This is a genomic window from Clostridium sp. CS001 (assembly GCF_020443565.1).
GTDB lineage: Bacteria > Bacillota > Clostridia > Clostridiales > Clostridiaceae > Clostridium_AD.
This window is the reverse complement of record NZ_JAIZZN010000003.1, coordinates 99,793-122,977: the sequence shown is the minus strand read 5'-3', so window position 1 is coordinate 122,977 and position 23,185 is coordinate 99,793. Positions and strand designations below refer to the sequence as shown.

Annotated in this window: 17 protein-coding genes and 1 riboswitch; of the genes, 1 reads left to right on the top strand and 16 read right to left on the bottom strand. The window is 32.7% G+C overall.

Annotated elements, in window-relative coordinates; all coding sequences use genetic code 11:
• Window positions 1-71: 71 nt before the first annotated feature.
• From LGK97_RS03435 to LGK97_RS03410, 6 genes are all read right to left on the bottom strand, one after another.
• Window positions 72-3,008, bottom strand: coding sequence for a DNA topoisomerase IV subunit A (locus LGK97_RS03435; RefSeq protein WP_226258338.1), 2,937 nt, complete (start codon window positions 3,006-3,008; stop codon window positions 72-74).
• A 17-nt stretch (window positions 3,009-3,025) separates the two neighbouring features.
• Window positions 3,026-4,981 carry a DNA gyrase/topoisomerase IV subunit B gene (locus LGK97_RS03430; protein WP_226258337.1) on the bottom strand — a complete coding sequence of 652 codons (1,956 nt, stop codon included), beginning with the start codon at window positions 4,979-4,981 and terminating at the stop codon, window positions 3,026-3,028.
• 154 nt (window positions 4,982-5,135) lie between these two features.
• Window positions 5,136-6,164, bottom strand: a complete 1,029-nt coding sequence (gene mnmH, locus LGK97_RS03425) for a tRNA 2-selenouridine(34) synthase MnmH (RefSeq protein ID WP_226258336.1) — start codon at window positions 6,162-6,164, stop codon at window positions 5,136-5,138.
• A gap of 111 nt (window positions 6,165-6,275) precedes the next feature.
• Window positions 6,276-6,680 carry a hypothetical protein gene (locus LGK97_RS03420; RefSeq protein WP_226258335.1) on the bottom strand — a complete coding sequence of 135 codons (405 nt, stop codon included), beginning with the start codon at window positions 6,678-6,680 and terminating at the stop codon, window positions 6,276-6,278.
• A gap of 123 nt (window positions 6,681-6,803) precedes the next feature.
• Complete coding sequence (rlmD, locus tag LGK97_RS03415) at window positions 6,804-8,159, bottom strand: 23S rRNA (uracil(1939)-C(5))-methyltransferase RlmD (protein ID WP_226258334.1); 1,356 nt, start codon at window positions 8,157-8,159, stop codon at window positions 6,804-6,806.
• Window positions 8,160-8,175: 16 nt separating this feature from the next.
• Window positions 8,176-8,577, bottom strand: coding sequence for an RDD family protein (locus LGK97_RS03410; protein WP_226258333.1), 402 nt, complete (start codon window positions 8,575-8,577; stop codon window positions 8,176-8,178).
• 363 nt (window positions 8,578-8,940) lie between these two features.
• On the opposite strand from LGK97_RS03410, the gene LGK97_RS03405 reads away from it, so the two are divergent.
• The gene (locus LGK97_RS03405) at window positions 8,941-9,696 is read left to right on the top strand and encodes a TSUP family transporter (protein WP_226258332.1); all 756 of its coding nucleotides are present in this window, start codon (window positions 8,941-8,943) and stop codon (window positions 9,694-9,696) included.
• Window positions 9,697-9,751: 55 nt separating this feature from the next.
• Here LGK97_RS03405 and LGK97_RS03400 read toward each other — a convergent pair whose 3' ends face one another.
• The 10 genes from LGK97_RS03400 to LGK97_RS03355 form a co-directional block, all read right to left on the bottom strand.
• Window positions 9,752-10,012: an ATP cone domain-containing protein gene (locus LGK97_RS03400; RefSeq protein ID WP_226258331.1), complete on the bottom strand. Its 261-nt coding sequence runs from the start codon at window positions 10,010-10,012 to the stop codon at window positions 9,752-9,754.
• Window positions 10,013-10,138: 126 nt separating this feature from the next.
• Window positions 10,139-11,389 carry a phosphoribosylamine--glycine ligase gene (purD, locus tag LGK97_RS03395; RefSeq protein ID WP_226258330.1) on the bottom strand — a complete coding sequence of 417 codons (1,251 nt, stop codon included), beginning with the start codon at window positions 11,387-11,389 and terminating at the stop codon, window positions 10,139-10,141.
• Window positions 11,390-11,473: 84 nt separating this feature from the next.
• Complete coding sequence (purH, locus tag LGK97_RS03390) at window positions 11,474-12,976, bottom strand: bifunctional phosphoribosylaminoimidazolecarboxamide formyltransferase/IMP cyclohydrolase (RefSeq protein WP_226258329.1); 1,503 nt, start codon at window positions 12,974-12,976, stop codon at window positions 11,474-11,476.
• A gap of 29 nt (window positions 12,977-13,005) precedes the next feature.
• Window positions 13,006-13,614: a phosphoribosylglycinamide formyltransferase gene (gene purN / locus LGK97_RS03385; protein WP_226258328.1), complete on the bottom strand. Its 609-nt coding sequence runs from the start codon at window positions 13,612-13,614 to the stop codon at window positions 13,006-13,008.
• Window positions 13,602-14,600 carry a phosphoribosylformylglycinamidine cyclo-ligase gene (purM, locus tag LGK97_RS03380; protein WP_226258327.1) on the bottom strand — a complete coding sequence of 333 codons (999 nt, stop codon included), beginning with the start codon at window positions 14,598-14,600 and terminating at the stop codon, window positions 13,602-13,604. The genes purN and purM overlap by 13 nt, the downstream gene beginning before the upstream one ends.
• Window positions 14,601-14,609: 9 nt before the next feature.
• The gene (gene purF / locus LGK97_RS03375) at window positions 14,610-16,043 is read right to left on the bottom strand and encodes an amidophosphoribosyltransferase (RefSeq protein WP_226258326.1); all 1,434 of its coding nucleotides are present in this window, start codon (window positions 16,041-16,043) and stop codon (window positions 14,610-14,612) included.
• Window positions 16,044-16,084: 41 nt separating this feature from the next.
• Window positions 16,085-16,792 carry a phosphoribosylaminoimidazolesuccinocarboxamide synthase gene (purC, locus tag LGK97_RS03370; RefSeq protein WP_226258325.1) on the bottom strand — a complete coding sequence of 236 codons (708 nt, stop codon included), beginning with the start codon at window positions 16,790-16,792 and terminating at the stop codon, window positions 16,085-16,087.
• Between the two features lie 24 nt (window positions 16,793-16,816).
• A complete protein-coding gene (gene purE, locus LGK97_RS03365; protein WP_226258324.1) occupies window positions 16,817-17,296 on the bottom strand; it encodes a 5-(carboxyamino)imidazole ribonucleotide mutase in 480 nt (159 codons plus the stop codon).
• Window positions 17,297-17,426: 130 nt separating this feature from the next.
• Window positions 17,427-17,526, bottom strand: a riboswitch (purine riboswitch).
• Between the two features lie 296 nt (window positions 17,527-17,822).
• The gene (locus LGK97_RS03360; protein WP_226258323.1) at window positions 17,823-21,635 is read right to left on the bottom strand and encodes a phosphoribosylformylglycinamidine synthase; all 3,813 of its coding nucleotides are present in this window, start codon (window positions 21,633-21,635) and stop codon (window positions 17,823-17,825) included.
• A 185-nt stretch (window positions 21,636-21,820) separates the two neighbouring features.
• On the bottom strand, window positions 21,821-23,164 hold the full coding sequence (locus tag LGK97_RS03355) for an alanine/glycine:cation symporter family protein (protein ID WP_226258322.1): 1,344 nt from the start codon (window positions 23,162-23,164) through the stop codon (window positions 21,821-21,823).
• Window positions 23,165-23,185 lie beyond the last annotated feature (21 nt).

The following is a 23,185-nucleotide window of genomic DNA, read 5'->3' as shown; positions in this document are numbered from 1 at the left end:
AGGCATGCTAAAATTAAATTTTGTTTAACTTTTATTGCATGCCATTTTTATCTGATTATATTATTATATTTCTATTTTAAAACAACTTCTTCCACATAATCATCAATAAGTGCATTAGTCAAATTTTTACCCCTGCCTGCTCTATTTTGAACTTTTATGTCATAAAGTTTCATAACCTTTTTTTCACCTTTAAAAGAATTCACAGTTAAACTAATATTCTCTAGACTTAAATTTTCCTCTAGAGTAATTGCCATCTCATTGCTACCTTCTATTGGTTTTGCTACTGACGGCACCAAATCTACAAATATAACCTCATCATCATCCTTTAAGCTTATTGCAGTTACTCCCGATGCAACCCTGCCCATAAAATTAATTGTGTTTACATTAAATCTTATGCACATAGCTTTTTTTGTTACCATTAGCACATCCCTATCTATGGTATCCCTATTAATTTTTATAGATGTTAACTTATCTTCTTCAGTTTTAAGTTTATAAACTAAAGTCTTCAAGAAATCACCTTCAAGATCACATAGCTTAGTCCTCTTTGTAAATCCTCTCTTTGTGAAGAAATATATACTACTCTCTTCTCTTAAATCATCAACAGAGCTAATATTTACTATTTTATCATCTACATCAAAATTATCTAACAAGGTATTAATACCTGTACCTTTTTTATCAATATTTTGAACCATATAGCTAGGTAATTTATATGCTAATCCTTTTTCTGTAAATACAAGCAAGGTGGAGGTGGATTTAGCGTATGTGCTTAAGGTAGTGTTTATTTTTTTATTGGATATCTTTATTATACCTTTTGCAGTAATACTAACACTAAATTCTTTATAATCCTTATCCTGAGTAAATTCTATTTTTGCAACTTCATCCTCTGATGCTAGATTAAACAGCTGTGTTCCCATTATATTTCTATCAATAGCTTCAAGTACCGGTTCTTCCACAGAAAACTCTAGGCCTTCTTTAGTCCAGACTTTTATAAAAGATTCTATACTTTCTTTATCCAGTAACTTAATTTGAAGGAGTTTTTCATTTTCCTTTAGTTTTAAAGCAGATAATTTACTGTAGCTTGTAATGAATTTATCCAACCCTGTTTTCTTTATATTACCTTTGTTTGTGAAGAACATAATGTGCTTATGGCTAAGTGCATTTTCTAATGAAAAAGTACCTATAATTTTTTCTCTCATTAAATCTATTCCCTTAATAAGAGTATCAACTCTTTCACCTTTTTCCTTCCACTTATACTCTGGAACTATATCGCCTCTTAGTTGATACATATTTCCTTGATTAGTAAATATCATTAAGGTATCCTTAGTATTTGTTTGTAGTAACTGTGTATTAAAGTCTCCCTCTCTGTACTCTATATCCTCTATATTGGCATTTGACCTATTGTAGGATTTCATTGGCACTCTCTTTATATATCCATCGTTAGATAGCGTTATCATAACATCTTCTACCACGATGAGTTCTTCCACATCTATTTTAGCTTCGCTATCATCTTCAATAATCTCAGTTCGCCTTGCATCATTATATTTTTCTTTAACCTCGGTAATTTCTCTTTTTATTACTTTTAAAAGTTCTTTATCGTTTTCAAGAATTTTTTTACATCCTTTAATTATTGCTTCAAGTTCTTTGTATTCTTTTAGAAATATCTTTATTTCAAGTCCTGTTAGTTTGTATAACATAAGTTCAAGTATTGCTTCAGCTTGAAGAGATGTAAATCCAAACTTATCCATAATGTTTTGACTGGCATCCTTTTTGGACTTTGAACTTCTAATAGTTGCAATAATCTCATCCATTACATCTATAGCTTTTATAAATCCTTCTACAATATGAAATCTCTTCTGAGCAACTTCTAGTTCTCTCTGAGTCCTTTTCGTAATAACATCTTTTTGATGATTTAAATAGTGCATTAATATGGTTTTAAGTCCCATTGTTTGAGGTTTTCCATTGGATAGTGCTACCATATTAAAAGGTATATTGCATTGAAGTTCAGTTTTCTTAAGCAAATATTTAAGTACTTTATTTGCAGTTTCCTTATCTGTAGATTTTTTAAATTCAATTACTGATCTAAGTCCACTTCTATCAGATTCATCTCTAATATCTATAATAGACTCCAAAGCTTTTGAATGTTTCTTATCTGCAGTCATATCAGAAATAGTTCCAAGTAACTTGGCTTTATTTTTCCTATACGGGAACTCAGTTATAACTATGCCCAAACGTCCGCTTTCTAAGAGTTCAATTTTCATTTTAGAACGCAAAGTTACCTTACCTTCACCAGTTTCATAGGCAGCTTCTAGTGCATTCTTACCTATCAAAATGCCTCCAGTAGGTAAATCAGGGCCTTTAATATAGTTCATAAGTTCTTTTGTTGTAATTTCTTCATTATCGGCATAAGCTAGCACTCCATCTATTACCTCTCCTAGGTTATGAGGTGGGATGTTTGTTGCTATGCCCACCGCTATGCCAAAGGTTCCATTTACTAGAAGATTAGGATACCTTGATGGTAGTACAGATGGTTCCTTCTCTGTATCTGAATAATTGTCTACCATATCTACAACGCCTTTATCTATATCCCGTATCATTTCCAGGGCAATAGGTGAAAGCCTGGCTTCTGTGTAACGCATAGCTGCAGCATTATCTCCATCTTGACTTCCCCAGTTTCCGTGTCCATCTATTAAAGGTTTTCTTGTGGAAAAACTCTGAGCTAAAATTACCATGGCTCCATAAACAGAGCTATCTCCATGAGGATGATATTTACCAAGAATATCTCCAACTATTCTAGCTGATTTAAAGTATGGCTTATCTGGAAATGCTTTTAGCATATATGCCCCGTAGAGAATCCTCCTATGCACTGGTTTTAAACCATCACGTACGTCTGGTAATGCTCTATCTCTTGCAACCTCCACAGCATAGGGAAGATAGTTATCTGGCATTGCTTCTTCGATTGGACTCATTATTATATTATTATCTTTAGGTATGTCAATTTTTTTTGCCATTTAATAAATTCCCCCCGTTAAAACTCAGCATATTTATACAGATAATTCTTTCTAGGTGCAACCACATCTCCCATTAATAGTGAAACCATTTTCTCTGCCTTTGCCGCATCTTCAATAGTAACCTGTTGCAATGTTCTGGTAGCTGGGTTTAGTGTAGTGTCCCAAAGTTGTTCTGGATTCATTTCTCCAAGACCTTTATATCTTTGGATAAGGGCACCTTTCCCAATTTCTTTTTTAGTTTTAGCTAATTCCTCATCACTATACGCATACTTTGCCACTTCGCCATTCTTACCAATCTTGTAAACCTTATAAAGTGGAGGCATGCCCATATAAAGATGGCCATTTGCTATTAAAGACCTCATATATCTATAAATAAAAGTCATCCACAGTGTTCTAATGTGATACCCATCAACATCAGCATCGCTTAAAATAATTATTTTATCATATTTTAAATCTTTTTCATTGTAATTTTCTAAAACTCCTGTTCCAATAGCAGTGTTAAATATCTTTAACTCCTCACTAGAGAGAACATTTTCTAATTTTTGTTTTTCAGTATTCATTATTTTACCTTTAGAAGGCATTATAGTTTGAAATCTTCTATCCCTAGCTTGCTTTGCACTTCCACCAGCTGAGTCTCCCTCCACCACAATAAATTCTGTAACTGATGGATCTTTTAACGTACATACAGCAATCTTACCTGCAAGTGGTGCTGCACCTTTGCCTACTTTTTTCTTTTCAGCTTCATTAATTTTTTTTATTTTATCTCGTCTTGTTGCAGCAGAAATAGCATTGTTTATTATGTTAGTTGCCATTTCCTTATTATCTTCTATCCATTCTAAAATTTTAACATAACATAATTCATTCATCATGCTGTAAGCTTCATTGTTTCCTAGCTTACTTTTAGTTTGCCCTTCAAAGATTGGGTTACTAATTTTAATTCTAACTATTGCTGTCATGCCTTCTCTTAAATCATCGCCTTCAAATTCCTTATCCTTTTCTTTTAAAAGATTTAGTTTTTTAGCTCCTTCTTTAAAAGCTCTTGTCATACCTGTTTTAAAACCAGTTTCGTGAGTTCCAGATTCTGTAGTTGGTATATTGTTAACGTAACTAGCAATGTACTCTGTAGTCGAATCCGTAAATTGCATACATACTTCTCCGTACAAACTCAATCCATTTATCTCCCTTTCCCCTTGAAAATAAACAGGCTCCTTATGCAAAATAGTTTTGCTTTCATTTAGGTAATCAATAAAATCTAAGAGACCTCTTTCGGAGTGGTACTCTTTCGGCGGGGTACCATCTTTTCTTTTATCAATAAGTACCAAGGTAATCCCTTTATTTTGGAAGGCAAGTTCTTGAAGTCTTTCATCAATAACATCATATTTAAACTCTAGGCTAGTAAACACATCTTTATCAGGCATAAATGTAATCTTGCTACCTGTTTTTTTTGTTTCCCCTATAACTTGAAGCTTACAGACTGGAGTTCCAGGCATAAGTCTTTTTAGTTCATCATCATAAGCATATTCAAATCTTTGACTGAAAATCTGCCCCTTTTGCTTTATTTCAACTTCTACCCATTCTGATAAGGCATTAACAACTGCGGCTCCAACACCATGAAGTCCGCCAGAAGTTTTGTAATTCTTATTATTAAACTTCCCACCAGTATGAAGCTCAGTAAATACCATTTCCACACCAGATTTATTTTTTATTGGATGCATTCCCGTAGGAATTCCACGACCATTATCAATAATTGTAACGCTTTTATCTTTATTTAATATTATTTCAGCTCTATCACCATAGCCATTAGCTATTTCATCTATAGCATTATCTACTATCTCCCATATACAATGATGTAATCCTTTGCTACCTGTAGATCCTATATACATACCAGGTCTTATTCTTACAGACTCTAGTTTCTCTAGCGAAGTTAGGTCGGTTACATCATAAGTTTGAATTCCATCTTTATCAAAACTCATAAAAGTCCTCCAGTAAAATTTTATTACAAATTAAAATTTTGTTATACATTTGTTATTTTATATGTTTATCATGAAAAGGTAAAGGATTTTAAATAAAAAAACAGAACATTAGTTTCTGTTTTTTAATATTTTTATTCTTTTATCTTTATTTTAATTAGTTTTCAATTTCTCTAAACCAATTTTCTATCTCTTTTGTAGCAGTGATTATATCCTCCACTTGAATTTTTAATTTATAATCGTATTTATCTGAAGAATGCATATACATAGGATCATAATGCTTAGTCATAAGCTCACTTACTACTTCTTTATACTCTGATTTTAAAACTAATTGTGTATATCTTTCAACATTCTTTTCTCCAATATACTTTCCAAGCCTTACCAGGCAATCAATTATTTCCTCATTACAATTTCCCTGCTTTGTATACTCTTTAATAATAAGGTCTGTTCTAAAATCTATATCTGCATCCACAAATATATGAATACCGCTTTTCATTTTAGAAAATATAAAATCCGGTATTATAGAATTCCCAATTCTCTTGCTTTCTGCTTCGATAAATACATAAGAGCTTTTAGCTTCCACTAACATATGGTATATATTAGATTCAAACTGCTTTTGGCTAGTAGTTTTGCCAAGACCCACTGTACCTAAAAGTGATCCCCTATGGTTAGCAAATCCTTCTAAATCTAAAACATCAAATCCATCACATTCCAATTGTTTAAGTATTTCAGTCTTCCCAACACCAGTATTACCATGCAAAACAATATACTGAACTTTATCATTAAGCTGCTGTAAGTTTTCATTTATAAATTTTCTATATCCTTTATATCCCTCACTTACTCTCTCTACATTTACCCCCAAAGAGCTTAGTAGCATAGCAATTACACCACTTCTCATTCCTCCTCTTGAGCAAAATATCACAATCTTACCATGTATTTTCTCAAGTTCTTTAATTTCGTCATAAATATGGAGTAATTTTTTTGAAGCTACCTCAAGCCCTATTCTTTTTGCCTTTTCAACGCTTTCCCTTGTGTATACCGTACCAATAATCTTTCTTTCTTCATCGTCAAATAAAGGTATGTTAATTGCTCCCTTTATAGTTGCCTCTGCAAATTCCCCAGGACTCCTTACGTCAACTAGTATGTAACTGCCTTTAATTTCTCCATATTCTATAGTTTTTAACATTAGTTTTTTCTCCTTCTTTGTATAGTTTAGTGAAATATAATTGCCCTTTTCTGTATAAAAACATTAACCGGCAGAACAAAATCTTTCTGCCGGTTAATACAGTAATTAGCTCTAATTTTCATCTATGCTTTGTTCTATTTCCTTATTGGTTGGTGGCAATGATGCTGCTGCTAATCGTGTAAGATACCTTATACTTTCATCATCTATTCTATTTTGAAAGCGTAGCAAAGCAATATCATTTTTTGCCATTCTAATAGCTTCTTCTTCTTTAAAAGTATTCTCACTATTTTTGTAGTTAGTTTCCACGTATTTTACTGCCGCTGAAACAATTCTAATAATTAACTTTATATTTTGTGGTGTAGCTTCGCTAGCTAATAAAGATCCCAGTATTACATAAGCAAAACCAAAATAGTCCTCCTTAATATCAATACCTTTATCCTTTAACAAATATACTAAATATCCAAGTCCTATTACCAGAAGCACTAATAGCACATATTGAATAATTATTTCTATCACCCACATCCCCCTTTATTAGAACTTATATTACTTTATATGCTATTCAAATAAAAAGGGATACATTTATTAACTTATATTTAGAGATAATTATGTTTTTTACAACCAAATCATCATTTGCGTGACTTAAATCTTCACTATATCTACTATAGTTTCAATATGAGGTGTGTGAGGGAACATATCCATAAGTATTACCTTTTGAACCTTATATCCTCTACTCATTATTTCTTTTAAATCAACTACTAAACTTTTAGGATTGCAAGATACATAAACTATGTGATCCGCATTAAATTTCATTACATAATCTAAAGCTGTAGGGTGAACTCCAGCTCTTGGAGGGTCTAAAATAATTATATCTGGTTTGTCTTTCACATCTTTTATAACTTTTGCTATATCGCCTGCAATAAATTCACAATTGCCTAGTCCATTAATTTTTGCATTTTCATTTGCAGCAGCAACTGCTTCTTCTATTAATTCAATACCCAAAACTTTTTTTGCTTTAGACGCAACAATTTGTCCTATAGTTCCTGTTCCGCAATATAAATCAAATACTACTTTTGAGTCTGCAGACCCTAAAAAATCTCTAACTAAACTATAGAGTTTTTCTGCACCTTTTGTATTTGTTTGAAAGAACGCTAATGGATTAATTTTAAATTTAAGTCCTAATAATTCTTCCATAATATATTCTCTTCCGTATAAAACTTCTGTTTTATCAGCTAGAACAGTATCTGATAATGAGTCATTAAACATATGTATAATTCCTGTAATTTCTCCATCACATTTTAACTCTTTAATCATATTAGTTATTTCACTAAAATCAAAATCTATTTGAGAGGTAGTTACTATATTTACTAATATTTCACCAGTATTTTTAGCCTTTCGAACAACTAAATTTCTTAAATACCCTTCATGACTCATAACTTTATATTGAGGCAACTTTAGTTCTCTAAAGTAGTTTAATACTAACTTTAGAATCGCTCTAAAATCTCCATCCACAATTCTGCAGTCATCAACAGTAACTATACTAAAACTTCTGCCTTTAGTGTGCATACCTAAAGCTAATTCTCCATCCTTTTGAAAGTCACCAAAAGTAAATTCCATTTTATTTCTATATTCGAATTCCTCAGGACTCTTTTCTATACCTAAGAAATCAAAATCTTTTATTTCTGCTTCTTCAAACAGCTTTAATACTTGTTGTTTTTTTAGTTCTAATTGTTTTTCATAAGAAAGAAATTGATGGCTACATCCTCCACATAAATCTGTAATTTCACATTGTGGCTTTATTTTATAGTCTACATCTTCAAGTATTCGTACCAGTTTCGCCTCTACTCCTACTTGCTTCTTTTTTGATACTCTAGCAATTACCTTTTGGCCTGGTAATGTGCTTTTTATTGACACTTTTTCACCCTCATAAAAAGCTATGCCTTGTGCCGGAAATTCAATGTCCTCTATATAAAATTCATATTCTTTTCTTTTTCTCATATGTTTTCTAATTCTCCTATCCTTTTGTAATAATTAGTCCAGCGATTTTCTTCCCTAGTGTAGATGAGTTTTTTCCACTTTCCATAATACTCATATATAATACCATTACAACCATAAATATTATAAAAGTCATCTGGAACTTCTCAGTTATACCATATCCTGTTAACCTTAGAAGAGCATCGGCAACAAATACTCCAACTGTTGATATTCCACCTATAGCTATTAGGTCTATAAGGTTTGCTTTCAATGTATCCATAAAACTAGGGTTTACACCTTTATCCTCATTTGAATGCTCACAGCAAAGATATTCCTTCGCATCACTTGCTTCAAATATTTCATCATTTTTAGCTGTATTTTTATTTTCTATATCGTTTAATTCCTCAATAATATTTTCATTTGTTTCTTTTTGTTCTAACATTTTTAAATCCCCCTCATTTTATATTTTTTATCACTTTATTTTCTATAATCTTTATTTTATCAGCTTTACAAAGGGATAAATACTAATGGTTTTTTGCTCCCACTATATATAATACGTATATATTAAATATAAATCAATAGGTTATTGTGTATCTTAACGAAATAGACACGTATCTTATTTTGTTTTTATCATTCATATTTCACTTCTATGGAAATAGATAATGTTCTTTAATTTATATTCATAATCATTTATAATGATATGGTAGCTTGTATTTATTCTTAAAGGTGCACTCAAATAATAAGTAACAATATACATATATTTATTTGTAGGTTCCTAATTTAATAAAATTTAGGTAGGTGTTATATGATTACTACAACTATTCTTTTATGTTTAGCTGGTTTTCTAGCTTCATTTGTAGACTCCATAGCTGGAGGTGGAGGCCTCATAAGCGTTCCAGCCTTTATGCTAGCTGGTTTATCTCCCCATATGGTACTTGGTACTAATAAATTTAGTGCAACTGCAGGTTCTTTTACTAGTTCTCTTAAATTTATAAAATCAGGCAAGGCAGATCTAAAACTTTTAAGATACCTTATTCCCTTTACACTCATTGGATCAATGCTAGGTGTACGAGCAGTGCTATATATTGATCAAAAGTTTCTAACTCCATTAGTCTTAATTCTTATCATGTTTATAGGAATTTATACTCTTTTTTCTAAATCTTTAGGCCTAGAAGATAATTTTAAAGGCTTAACTAAAAAGAATGTGAGATTTGGTATACTTCTTGCTCTTTCTTTAGGTTTCTATGATGGATTCTTTGGTCCTGGAACTGGTTCTTTTTTAGTTTTTGGTTTTATAAACATTTTTGGATTTAACTTTGTTTCTTCTTCAGCAAATGCGCGAATTTTAAATTTTACCAGTAATGTAACAGCCTTAGTCTTGTTTGCTCTAAGTGGCAAGATTAATTATATGTTTGGTGTACCTGTTGCCATAGCTATGATCCTGGGAGCTAGAATGGGAACAAGCGTTGCATTAAGTAAGGGCTCAAAACTTATAAAACCCATATTTGTAACCATGTCCTTAGCCGTAGCTGTTAAAATGCTCTTTAGCATGCTTCAATAGTACATACTAAATAAAAAAAAAGCAGATGATTAACTCATCTGTTTTTTTGTTATACCTATTTACCTTGATTATAATACTTACCCACAATATGAAAACCTAGTTTTTCTATTTCACTTAAAACTATACTTTTAATAAGATAAGAATGAATTGAATCCTTTTGAAGCTCCGTTATTTCTTTTTCAACATTTCCAGATAAATTCTTAATATCTGACGTATTTAAGGGTTCATTAGCATCATCAGAAGCTTTATATATGCTAGTTTCTATTTTGCTTAAATCAAAATCTTGAAGTCTTCCATCTTGTTTAATAACTCTCATTATTATCATCTCCTATGTATAAATATCATGCAATTTCATTTACTCTTTATATGTTTTAAAGTTTAATGTTAACTTTTCATACTATAGCTATATCATATAAGAAATTGTCACAATATTCAATACCTTTTATTCACTTTTACCAATATCTCGTCTATAGTACATTCCCTCAAACTGAATTTTCTCCATATCATCATAAGCAGTCTTCCTTGCCTCCTCCAATGTTTGTGCTAGAGCAGTTATTCCAAAAACTCTTCCACCATTTGTTTTAAGCATACCTTCTTCTTCTTTAGCTCCTGCTACAAATAATTTACCTTGCAATTTATCAAGTTCTTTTATTTCTAGTCCTGTATCATAGCTACCTGGATAACCTTTTGATGCTGCAATTAAGCAGCAAGTGCATCCCTTATTCCATTGTAAATTAAAATCATCAAGATTTCCATCTATAGCACTAAGTACAAGTTCTACAAAATCACTTTTCATAAGTGGAAGCACAGCTTGAGTTTCAGGGTCACCAAATCTAACGTTGTATTCTATAAGATAAACTCCTTTTTTTGTTATCATAACACCAAAGAATATTATACCTTTGTAATCCATAGTTTCCTCTTGAATCCCTTTAAGTGTGGGTGCTAATATATGTTTCTCAAACTCATCTAATACTTCTGCGCTGCAGTAAGGGTTTGGTGCTATAACCCCCATTCCTCCAGTATTAGGTCCCTTATTACCATCGAATATTTGTTTATGATCCTTTGAAGATATAAACGGAAGTATGACTTTCCCATCTGTTATAGATAGTATAGATGCCTCTACTCCTTGCAAAAATTCCTCAATAACAATTTTCTTTCCACTGCCTTTAAATATATCTACTACCATAAAGTCATTTATGCAGTCTTTTGCATTTGAAAAATTATCGCAAATAACTACACCTTTACCAGCTGCAAGGCCATCCGCTTTGATTACTATTGGATACTCACATTTTTCTAAATATGCAGTAGCTTCGCTCTGACTTTCAAAAACTTCATAGGCAGCAGTTTTTATACCATACTTTTTCATGAATTCTTTAGAATAAGATTTGCTTCCCTCAAGTTTTGCTGCTTTTTCACTTGGTCCTAATATTTTAAGTCCTTTTTCTTTGAATTTATCAGCTATGCCTTTTACAAGAAGTTCTTCTGAACCAACAATTGTAATATCTATTTTATTTTCCATAGCAAATTCTAAAAGTTCATGTATTTCTTTTATATTAATGTTGGTGCATTTATCCTCTCTACTTGTTCCACCATTTCCCGGAGCACAATACACAGCGCTTACCCTAGGATTTTCTAAAACTTTTGATACTATTGCATGTTCTCGCCCACCAGATCCAACAACTAAAACCTTCATAAAAACATCTCCCTTTGAAATTTAGTTATAAATTGAAATTGATGGAATAACAAAGTTATTCCATCATTATTTAAATCTAAATGATTAGTGTTTAAAATGCCTAATTCCCGTACAAACCATGGAAATTTCATTTTCATTACATGCATCAATGGACTTTTCATCATTTATAGATCCACCTGGTTGAATAATTGCCTTAACCTTATATTTTGCAGCAATTTCTACAACATCCCCGAAAGGGAAAAATGCATCTGATGCTAGTATTGTTCCTTCTCCTGCTCTTTCTAGAGCTTGCTGTGCTGCCCATATTCTATTTACCTGACCAGCCCCAATTCCCTTAGTAACACCATCTTTAACTGCTACAATAGCATTTGATTTTACGTACTTAACTACTTTCATTGCAAATAACAAATCTTTCATTTCCATCTCTGTTGGGCTCTTTGTGGTAACTACTTTCATTTCTTCTATTAATTTGTTGTCGGAGCTCTGCACTAATATGCCTCCGTCAACTTTAACCATTTCAATATTATCTTTAGCTATATTTAAACACTTTACAACCCTTAAGTTTTTCTTAGTTTTTAAAACTTCTAAAGCATCCATATCAAATTCCGGTGCAATAATCACCTCTAGAAATGTCTTTACAAGTTCATTAGCTGCTATTTTGTCTACCTTTTTATTAAAAGCAACAATACCACCAAATATAGACATAGGGTCACAATCATATGCCTTTTTGTATGAATCAACTACACTATGACCTATAGCAACTCCACAAGGTGTATTGTGTTTAAGTCCACAGCAAGCTGTTTCATCAAATTCACATACTACTTTCCATGCAATATCCATATCTTTTATATTATTATAAGATAATTCTTTACCATTTAGTATTTCAAAATCTTTCATAGCGCCAGTTCCTGCTGCGGATACATAATAAGCCGCACTTTGATGTGGATTTTCACCATATCTTAAGTCCATTTGTTTTTTATATGAAACTGAAAGATATTGTGGATATGTATCTGCGCCAAGCAAGAAGTTACTTATAGCTGCATCATAAGCTGATGTTAAATTGAATACCTTACCTGCTAAGTATTTCCTTGTTTCAAAATCTACATCTTCTGAAGCTTCTATTTGATTTATAACATTTTCATAATCTTTTGTATCGCTGAGTACTACAACATCTTTAAAGTTTTTTGCTGCGGATCTTAACATGGTTGGTCCACCAATGTCAATAAACTCAACTTTTTCTTCAAAACTTATATCTTGTGTAACTTTATCAAAGAAAGGATAAAGATTAACCACTACCATATCAATAGTTTTTATTCCTTTAGAGTTTAGAGTTTCCATGTGCTCCTTATTGCCTCTTATAGCTAAAATCCCGCTATGAATAACTGGGTGCAGCGTTTTAACTCTTCCATCTAATATTTCTTCAAAACCTGTAACATCAGAAATTTCCACTACTTTTATGTTATTTTCTTTTAAATACTTAAAAGTTCCACCTGTGGATATAATCTCTACGCCCTTGTTTTGAAGGGTTGTGGCAAGACTTAAAATATTCTCTTTGTCAAATACGCTTATAAGTGCTCTTTTAATCATTATTATTCCACCTTTCTGGTAAGGCACATTTAAATACCTACAACTTTTCTACCTTGGATTTTTATTTTTCCTTCACTTATATATTTAATAGCAAGTGGTAAAGCCCTATGTTCTTCAATTAAAACTCGTTGTTGCAAATCTTTAGCAGTATCCGTGCCAAAAACCGGCACAACATTTTGGATTATTATAGGCCCTGAATCTGTACCTGCATCAACAAAGTGGACAGTACATCCTGAAACTTTAACACCATATTCTAATGCCTTTTCATGAACTTTAATACCATACATTCCTCTGCCGCAAAATGATGGTATAAGAGCAGGATGAATATTAATTATTTTATTTTTAAACTCTTCAACAATTTTACCTTGGAGTATAGATAAAAAACCAGCAAGCACTATTAAGTCTACTTTTCCTTCTAAAATCTTTAATATTTCATCTGAAAGTTTTACTCCATACTGTTTTTTATCTATAACATATGTGTTAATATTTTTAGATTTTGCTCTCTCTATGCCATAAGCATCCTTTTTATCACTAATTACCGCTTCTATAGAGCAGTTTAAGCCATCACTTTCTATACTATCTAGTATAGCTTGAAGATTGCTTCCCCCCCCCGATATTAATACGGCTATCTTAAGCAAACTCCGCCACCTCCAGCTTCAACGTGACCAATTTTATATGCTCTGTCTCCTAAGTCTTCAATAGTCTTTATGACTCTAGAAGCATCCTTATTTTCAACACATAGTACATATCCTATTCCCATGTTGTAAGTGTTAAACATATGCTCCTCCTCAACCCCAAGAGACATAATGTGCCTTAAAATATCTGGAACATTAAAGCTATTTTTATCTACAACTGCAGTAAATTTATCACTAAACATTCTTGGTATATTCTCATAAAAACCGCCACCAGTTATATGTGCCATGCCCTTTATATCAAATTTATCTAGGAGACTTAGTACAGTTTTTACATAAATTTTTGTTGGTGTCAAAAGTGTATTTCCAATATTTTTCCCATTAAAGTCTTTGCTTAAATCAGGTATTAATTTTCTGACCAAAGAATATCCATTACTATGTAGTCCTGAAGATGCAATCCCAATAAGTGAATGCCCATCTTTTATAGAAGACCCATCAATTATCTTGTGTTTATCCACAATACCAACTGTAAATCCTGCCATATCATATTCACCATCTCTGTAGAACCCAGGCATCTCAGCAGTTTCCCCACCTATAAGTGCACATCCAGCTTGAATACACCCATCTGACACCCCTTTTACAAGTTGTGCTGCTGTTTCTGCTTCTAGCTTACCACAGGCAATATAATCTAAAAAGAATAGTGGTTTTGCACCATGACACAGAACGTCATTAACACACATAGCAACACAATCAATACCAACTGTATCATATTTTTTCATTCTAAAAGCAATATCAAGTTTTGTTCCAACTCCATCAGTACCTGAAACTAAGATAGGATTTTTATATCCCTCACCTATTTCAAACATACCGGCAAAACTTCCTAAATGATTTAAAACACCTTTTGTAAATGTCTTAGCTGCATATTCTTTTATTAAACTTACTGACTTGTATCCTTCTTCAATATTAACGCCTGCATCTTTATAAGTTATCATGAATATCCCCTACCTTTCTAATCTATCCTTATCACTTTCAAAAGGAGCCGATACTGGGTATGTGCCCTTAAAACATCCAAAGCAAAACTCAGAATGACCCAAGGATTTTATTAATCCCTCCATACTTAGATATGCTAAACTATCTGCACCAATATCTTCTCTAATTTTCTCTACATCTCCATCTGCACCAATCAACCCATCTCTATATGGCGTATCTATTCCAAAATAGCAGGGATATTGTACTATCGGTGAGCAAACTCTAAAATGAACTTCTTTTGCCCCAGCCTTTTTTAATATTTCAACTAATTTTTTACTTGTTGTTCCCCTTACTATAGAATCATCTATAAGAATAACTCTTTTACCTTCTACATTAATTTTCAATGCATTTAGTTTTACTGATACTGCTCTTTCACGAAGCTCTTGAGTAGGACTTATAAAGGTTCTCCCTACGTATCTGTTTTTTATAAGACCCATTCCAAAAGGTATTCCTGACACCTTTGAATATCCTATAGCTGCAGCCATACCTGAATCTGGAACCCCTATTACCATGTCGGCATCCACTGGTGCTTCTCTAGACAGCTGCTCTCCTGCAAGCACTCTTGAAGCATAAACATTAATTCCATCGATGGTGCTATCTGGTCTTGCAAAGTATATATATTCAAATGAGCAAATTGCATTTTTAGTTTTTTCTGCAAAATTAATGGATGTAAGCCCTGTTTCATCTATTATAACTATCTCACCAGGCTTTACATCTCTTAAAAAGTCTGCACCTACTGCATCTAGGGCACAACTTTCTGATGCAAGAACATAGCTGTTATCTATTGTTCCTATACAAAGTGGCCTTATACCATTTTGATCTCTAACACCGATTAACTTTTCCTTTGTAAGCATGACAATGGCGTATGAGCCCTTAATTGCCTGTATTGCGTCAACTACTGCTCTTTCCACGCCTTTTTTTGCCCCCCTAGCAATTAAGTTTAAAATAACTTCCGAATCTATGGAAGTTTGAAAAATATGGCCACAATCCTCTAGTAACTCTCTTATAACATCTGCATTTACTAAGTTACCATTATGGGCTATAGCTATATCCCCCAGCTTAAACTTACTTAAAAGTGGCTGTGCATTTTTAAGTTCACTGCCTCCTGTTGTTGAATATCTAACATGCCCAATAGCAGAATGACCTTTCATTGCACTAAGTTGCTTTTCATTAAATACATCGCATACAAGTCCCATTGCCTTTTCACAAATAAGGGTATCTCCATCAGAATATACAATTCCAGCACTTTCTTCTCCTCTATGCTGCAATGCATAAAGTCCGTAGTAAGTTAATGAAGCAACATCTAAATTCTTGTCTGGCGAAAAAATACCAAACACGCCACACTCTTCTTTAAATTTATCTTCATCATTAATAGATATTTCATTTAAACTTAGAATTTCTTTCAAAGAAATCCCTCCTTGTTGTTTTCTCGATTTTCATTTATATCTTATTTAGTGTTTATTCTACTTAATATTTCCTCGTAAGCCTCAGTTACATTACCTAAATCTCTTCTAAACCTATCTTTATCAAGCTTTTCTCCAGTTTTAACATCCCAAAATCTACAAGTATCTGGTGATATTTCATCCGCTAAAAGTATTTCTCCATTTAATCTACCAAACTCAAGTTTAAAATCTATTAAATTAATACCGCTTTTTAAGAAAACTTCTTTTAATATATCATTTATTTCTGAAGCTAAATGATATATTTCTAATAATTCTTCAAAAGTTGCAAGTCCCATAGCTACTGCATGATAATCATTTATAAGTGGGTCACCTAGTTCATCATTTTTATAACTTAATTCAAATACTGTTGTTTTTAGTTCTGTTCCTTCAGCTATGCCATATCTTTTTGCCATACTACCAGCTGCCACGTTTCTTACAATTACTTCAAGTGGTATTATCTCTACTTTCTTACAAAGTTGTTGTCTCTCATCTATTTTCTTTATAAAGTGAGTTTTAATACCTCTTTTTTCTAATAACTCAAATAACATTGTAGTTATACTATTATTTAAAATTCCTTTATTCTCAATTTGAGCTTTTTTAATACCATTAAAAGCTGTTGCGTCATCTTTGTAATATACTATAACCTCATCTGTTTTATCTGCAGCAAATATTTTTTTAGCTTTTCCCTCATATAACAATACTGAATTTTCCATCAATAATCACTCCTTAATATTTTTTTAGAATTCGTTGAACTGCTCATTATTTGCTATAAATTTTTCTTTCATATCTTTTCTATATTTAATTAATTTCTCTTTTAGGCCACTGTCTTTAATGGATAGCATTTGGACTGCTAACATCCCTGCATTATAACTGTTGTTAATTCCTACAGTAGCAACTGGAATGGACTTTGGCATTTGAACAATTGAAAATAGTGAGTCTAAACCTTCCATACCGCCATTTATCGGAACTCCAATTACCGGCATTACTGTTTGTGATGCAATTACTCCCGGAAGATGTGCTGCAAGACCTGCTCCTGCTATAATACATTCTACGCCACCATTTTCCATTTCTTTTAATACTTCTGCTAATCTTTCTGGTACTCTGTGTGCAGAAAGAATATGTACTTCATAATCTACATCAAATTCTTTAAGTGCCACCGCTGCATTTTTCATTATGTCCTTATCTGATTTACTTCCAAAAATGATTCCAACCTTCATTTTCTTACCTCCTAAGTGAAATTAATCTTTAACTTTTATAATAATAATATAAAAGGATTACACCATAAAAAAGTTGCTTTAATGATGTAATCCTGAATTAAGGGCATATTTCATAATCCCCTATTGTATAATCAATTCAAGATTCATCAATAGTGAGAAGTTAACGGCCCCTCGTAGAAACATCTTAGCCATATCCTAAGAAATATATCAATGAACTAGTTATTCTTTTATAATTTAATCTTAACACCTATTTAAAACATAGTCAATACATTATAAATAATTTTGCTTGCATCGTTCGTATTTACATGACTATTTAATATTTAATTTGCTATTGTTAAAATTATAGTTCGTATTTTGTATAGTGCCACCCACGTGGCAAGTGGCAAAAGTGACAACCTATAGCGTATAGATCTTATCCACAGTAACTTGTATAAGTTGATTCATATATAACAAGAAAAGCATGCATGTATTCTAAAAACCCAAAAACAGTAAGCACATAACTAATGTACTTACTGTTTTTAATTATTTACTTATAGTATTTAACTCCTGATTCAAATAATCTTTGATCTTTTTCACCTGAAATGTTCTTTAATGTGTTTGCGCCAATTCTTTCAGAGTGACCCATTTTACCAAACACTCTTCCATTCATACTAGTTATCCCTTCGATGGCATGAAAAGAACCATTTGGATTAAAGTTTATATCATAACTTGGCTCTCCGCTAAAATCTACATATTGCGTTGCTACTTGACCATTTTCAAATAGTTTTTTTATAACTTCATCACTTGCTACAAATCTACCTTCACCATGAGATACTGGGATAGTATGTATATCCCCCACTTTTAAACTGCTCATCCAAGGAGACATGGTTGACACTACTTTAGTTTGAACCATACAAGAGACATGTCGCCCTATTTCATTATTTGTTAATGTTGGACTATTTTCAGTTATATCTGCTACCTTCCCTACTGGAAGCAATCCTAGCTTTATCAATGCTTGAAATCCATTGCATATACCTAACATAAGTCCATCCCTGTTTTCCAATAAGTCACTAATACACTCTCGCAGTAGGGGATTTCTAAAAAATGTAGCAATAAATTTACCTGAACCATCAGGTTCATCTCCAGCGCTAAATCCACCTGGTAGCATAACAATTTGAGAATTTTTTATCTTTGCTGCCATAGCCTTTATAGATTGTTCAATGTGACTTGATGATAAATTTTTTAACACCATAATTTCTACTTCAGCACCAGCCGCCTGGAAGGCCCTCATAGAATCATATTCACAATTAGTACCAGGAAAAACTGGAATTAGGACTCTAGGCTTTGGAATTTTAATCACGGAAGTTAATTTAGATTTTAAATTTCCTATATTCTTTATGTCCTCATTGTTTTTGCCACCCACTTTTGTACTTTCAAACTTGCCACTTGCCATGTGGGTGGCACTAAATATTTCTTCCAGAGGCATCTCCCAATTATTCAAGGCTTCTTTTAAACTAATAGTTTCTCCTAAAACCACAATAGATGGTTCAGTCTGCGTAGATCCAAGCACTTTAATGTTTATGTTTTTCTTACTTAGTTCTTGTAGTACAGAATTCCCTATTTCCATAACTATGCTGCCATAATCCTCTTTGAATATTGCTTCTACAGTAATGTCATCATTAAATTTAAAACCAATATTGTTACCGAAACACATTTTTGATATAACCTCTGCTAGTCCGCCTGTTCCAACTGCATAGGTAGATAAAACCTTACCACTATCTATTAACTTAGTTACTAATTCGTAGTTTTCTCTAAGTTCTTCAAAGTTTGGTAGTCCATCTTCATTTCTATTTGCATAAACTAATACTACTTTGCTATCACTAGTCTTAAACTCTGGTGATACGACTTTTTCTGTATTCACAACATCTACAGCGAAAGAAACTAATGTTGGCGGTACATTCATTTCGTTAAAAGTTCCTGACATGCTATCTTTTCCACCTATTGCAGCTATACTAAATTCTTTTTGCACGTGCAATGCTCCAAGTAATGCTGAAAAGGGTTTTCCCCACTTGTAAGGATCTTTTGATAATTTCTCAAAGTACTCTTGGAAAGTTAGCTTAGTATTTGAATAACTTCCGCCACTAGCTACTACCTTTGTTACAGAATCAATTACCGCATACGCTGCTCCATGGAAAGGGCTCCATGATGACAATCTAGGGTTATATCCATAAGACATTATTGTTCCTGTATTTGTATTACCTTCAAGCACAGGTAGTTTTGCTACCATAGACTGAATTGGTGTTTTCTGAAACTTTCCACCAAAAGGCATAAGTACAGTTCCTGCTCCAATGGTGCTATCAAATCTACCAGATAAGCCTCTTTGGCTACAAACATTTAAGCCCTTTAATGTATCATTCCACAAATCCTTAATTGATTTGTCTGTTTTTAATTGTTTCTCTGATTCTTTTGAAAAATAATATTCACTGTCTTTTGGCGCTGCTACTTTTACATTCTCGTACTGCTTAACTCCATTAGTATCAAGGAAACTTCTACTAATATCAACAATAGTTGTTCCTTTCCATATCATTTTAAGTCTGTTATCATCTGTTATCTGTGCAACTACAACTGCTTCTAAGTTTTCATCTTCAGAAAGTTTTATGAATAAATCCACATCTTCTTTGCGAACAACAACAGCCATACGCTCTTGTGATTCCGAAATGGCAAGTTCTGTTCCGTCCAGCCCTTCATACTTCTTAGGAACAGCATCTAAATTTATTACAAGTGCATCTGCTAGTTCTCCTATTGCAACAGAAACTCCACCTGCTCCAAAATCATTACACCTTTTAATTAAAGTAGTAACCTTAGGATTTCTAAATAGTCTTTGAATTTTTCTTTCAGTAGGTGCATTTCCCTTTTGCACTTCTGCTCCTGAAGTTAGTATCGAACTTTCACTATGCTCTTTAGAAGACCCTGTCGCTCCACCACATCCGTCTCTTCCTGTTTTTCCACCCACCAGTATAACTACATCTGTTGCCATTGGCCTTTCTCTAACTACATTCTTATATGGCGCCGCACCAATAACTGCTCCTACTTCCATTCTCTTTGCTACAAAACCCTCATGATAAACCTCAGAAACAAGTCCTGTAGCTATTCCTATTTGATTTCCATAAGAACTGTACCCCTGAGCTGCTTCTAGTGTTATTTTTCTTTGAGGCAATTTACCTTTTATTGTATCAGAAATTTTCCCTCTAGGGTCACCAGACCCTGTAACTCTCATAGCTTGATAAACATAACTTCTTCCAGATAAAGGATCTCTTATTGCACCACCAAGACAAGTAGCAGCACCGCCAAATGGCTCTATTTCAGTAGGATGATTATGGGTTTCGTTTTTAAACATTACTAACCATTTTTCTTTTTGTCCATCAATGCTTGCATCTACAACTATGCTACAAGCGTTAATTTCTTCTGAAACATCAAGATCCTCTAATTTACCTTTTTTTCTTAACTCCTTCATGGCAATAACAGCCATATCCATAAGTGTTACATCTCTGCTCTTATCTCCATAAACAAAATTTCTTGTATCTAAATATTCTTTATAAGCTAATTTGATAGGCTGCGAGTATTTTCCTTCTTCTATATAAACATCTTCAATTACAGTATTAAATGTTGTATGTCTGCAATGATCTGACCAATATGTATCTATAACTTTTATCTCAGTTATAGACGGATTTCTCTTTTCAGTTTCCCTAAAGTAATCTCTACAAAATTTCAAATCAAGTAAACTCATGGCAAGACCATTAATTTTTAAAAATTCTTGTAAACTTTCATCATTCATACTAATGAAGCCCTCTATTATACTAACTTGTTTCGCTTCTTCAAACTCTTGCTCCAAGCTAGCAGGTTTATCAATTTCAGCTTCCCTAGAATCCACAGAATTTATACAGTAATTTTTAATTGTCTCTAATTGATTTTCAGTTATTTTCCCCTTTAATATTATAACTTTTGCAGTTTTCACCATAGGTTTATCTTGCTCAGTTAGAATTTGTATACATTGCGCAGCAGAATCTGCTCTTTGATCATATTGCCCAGGCAAATATTCCATAGCAAATTGTATTTCATCATTTTGAATTTCTAATCTTTCATCATAAACTATATCTACTGTAGGTTCTGAAAAAATTGTATTTCTTGATTCAAAGTATTGTATTTCCGTTATCCCCACAATATCATACCTATTAACTAATCTAAGTGCATCCAAGTTAGTTATCCCTAAATTAACTTTAATATCCCTTAGCAATTTTTCCCCTTCGACATTATAGTTCGTATTTTTCTCAACATATAATCTATATATTCTATTCTTCATGATTAATACCTCCAAAATTAAAAAATTTACGAATATTAAGCACTAAATATTCTCTATAATTCGTTATGTTATCATTATAATACATATTGAGCAATTATAAAAGCATATTTCTAAATAAATATAACGAAAAAACAGGATGACATAAAAATGTCATCCTGTTTTTAGAAAAAGATAATGTTATAAATTTAGTTTCTCTTTTCAAAATCATCTTCATAATCATCTAAAGACTTTTTAACTAAAGCTCTAAGTCCTAATAATGCCAATAAGTTTGGCATAACCATTAATGCATTAAATGTATCTGCCAGTTCCCAAACTAATTCAACCTTTAGAGCAGAACCTAGTACTATAAATACAAGAACTAACCCTCTATATATATTTAACGCTTTTTTACCAAATAAGTACTTAACATTAGCTTCTCCAAAGAAGTACCAAGCTATTATTGTAGAAAAAGCAAAGAAGAATAATGCAATAGCTATAAATGTACCCCCGAAACTTCCCATTCCATTACCAAATGCCTTTTGTGTTAAAGCTATACCAGTAGTTTTTCCATCTAATGCTCCTGTAGTTAATATAACCATTGCAGTTAAAGTTAAAATTATAAATGTATCAATAAATACACATACTATTGAAACAAGTCCTTGTTCTGCTGGGTGATTAACTTTCGCAACTGCATGTGCATGTGGAGTTGAACCCATTCCGGCTTCATTAGAGAATAATCCTCTTGCAATACCATATCTCATAGCTTCTTTTACTCCAACTCCCATTACACCACCAGTGATAGCTTGAGGATTAAAAGCTCCTACAAATATCATTCTAAACGCTTCTCCTATATGAGCATAGTTCACTAATATAATTCCTAAACTACCCACTATGTAGAATACTGCCATAACTGGAACTACTTTTTCAGTAAATGCAGCAATTCGGCCTACTCCTCCAATAAAAATCATTCCAGCTAATGCTGCAACAATCACACCAACTACTATACGAATGCTAGTATTTCCACTTATAGCTGCACCTATAGAGTTAGCTTGTACCATATTACCTATAAAGCCTAGAGCAATTATTATAGTTACAGAAAAAAATGCTGCTAGTTTTTTACTTCCAAGACCTTTACTAATATAGTAAGCAGGTCCTCCCGTAATCTCACCATCAACAGTTTGTTTGAATTTTTGACCAAGCACTGCTTCTGCAAAAATGGTTGCCATTCCAAAGAAAGCACTTATCCACATCCAGAAAATTGCCCCTGGTCCACCTGCTACAATAGCAGTTGCAGCTCCTGCTAAATTTCCAGTTCCAACTTGAGCAGCTATTGAAGTTGTCATAGCTTGAAATGATGACATTCCATCCTTTCCTGCTTTCTTTCCAAATTTAACTCCGCCAAAAGTTTTCTTAAATGCAGCTTTAAATTTTCTAATTTGAACAAATCTTAAAGTTACTGTGAAGTAAATTCCAGTACCACATAGTAGGAATATTAATACATACCCCCATAAAACTTCGTTAATACTTTTAATAATTGATAAAAAGTCCATCAGTACACTTCCTCTCATCTT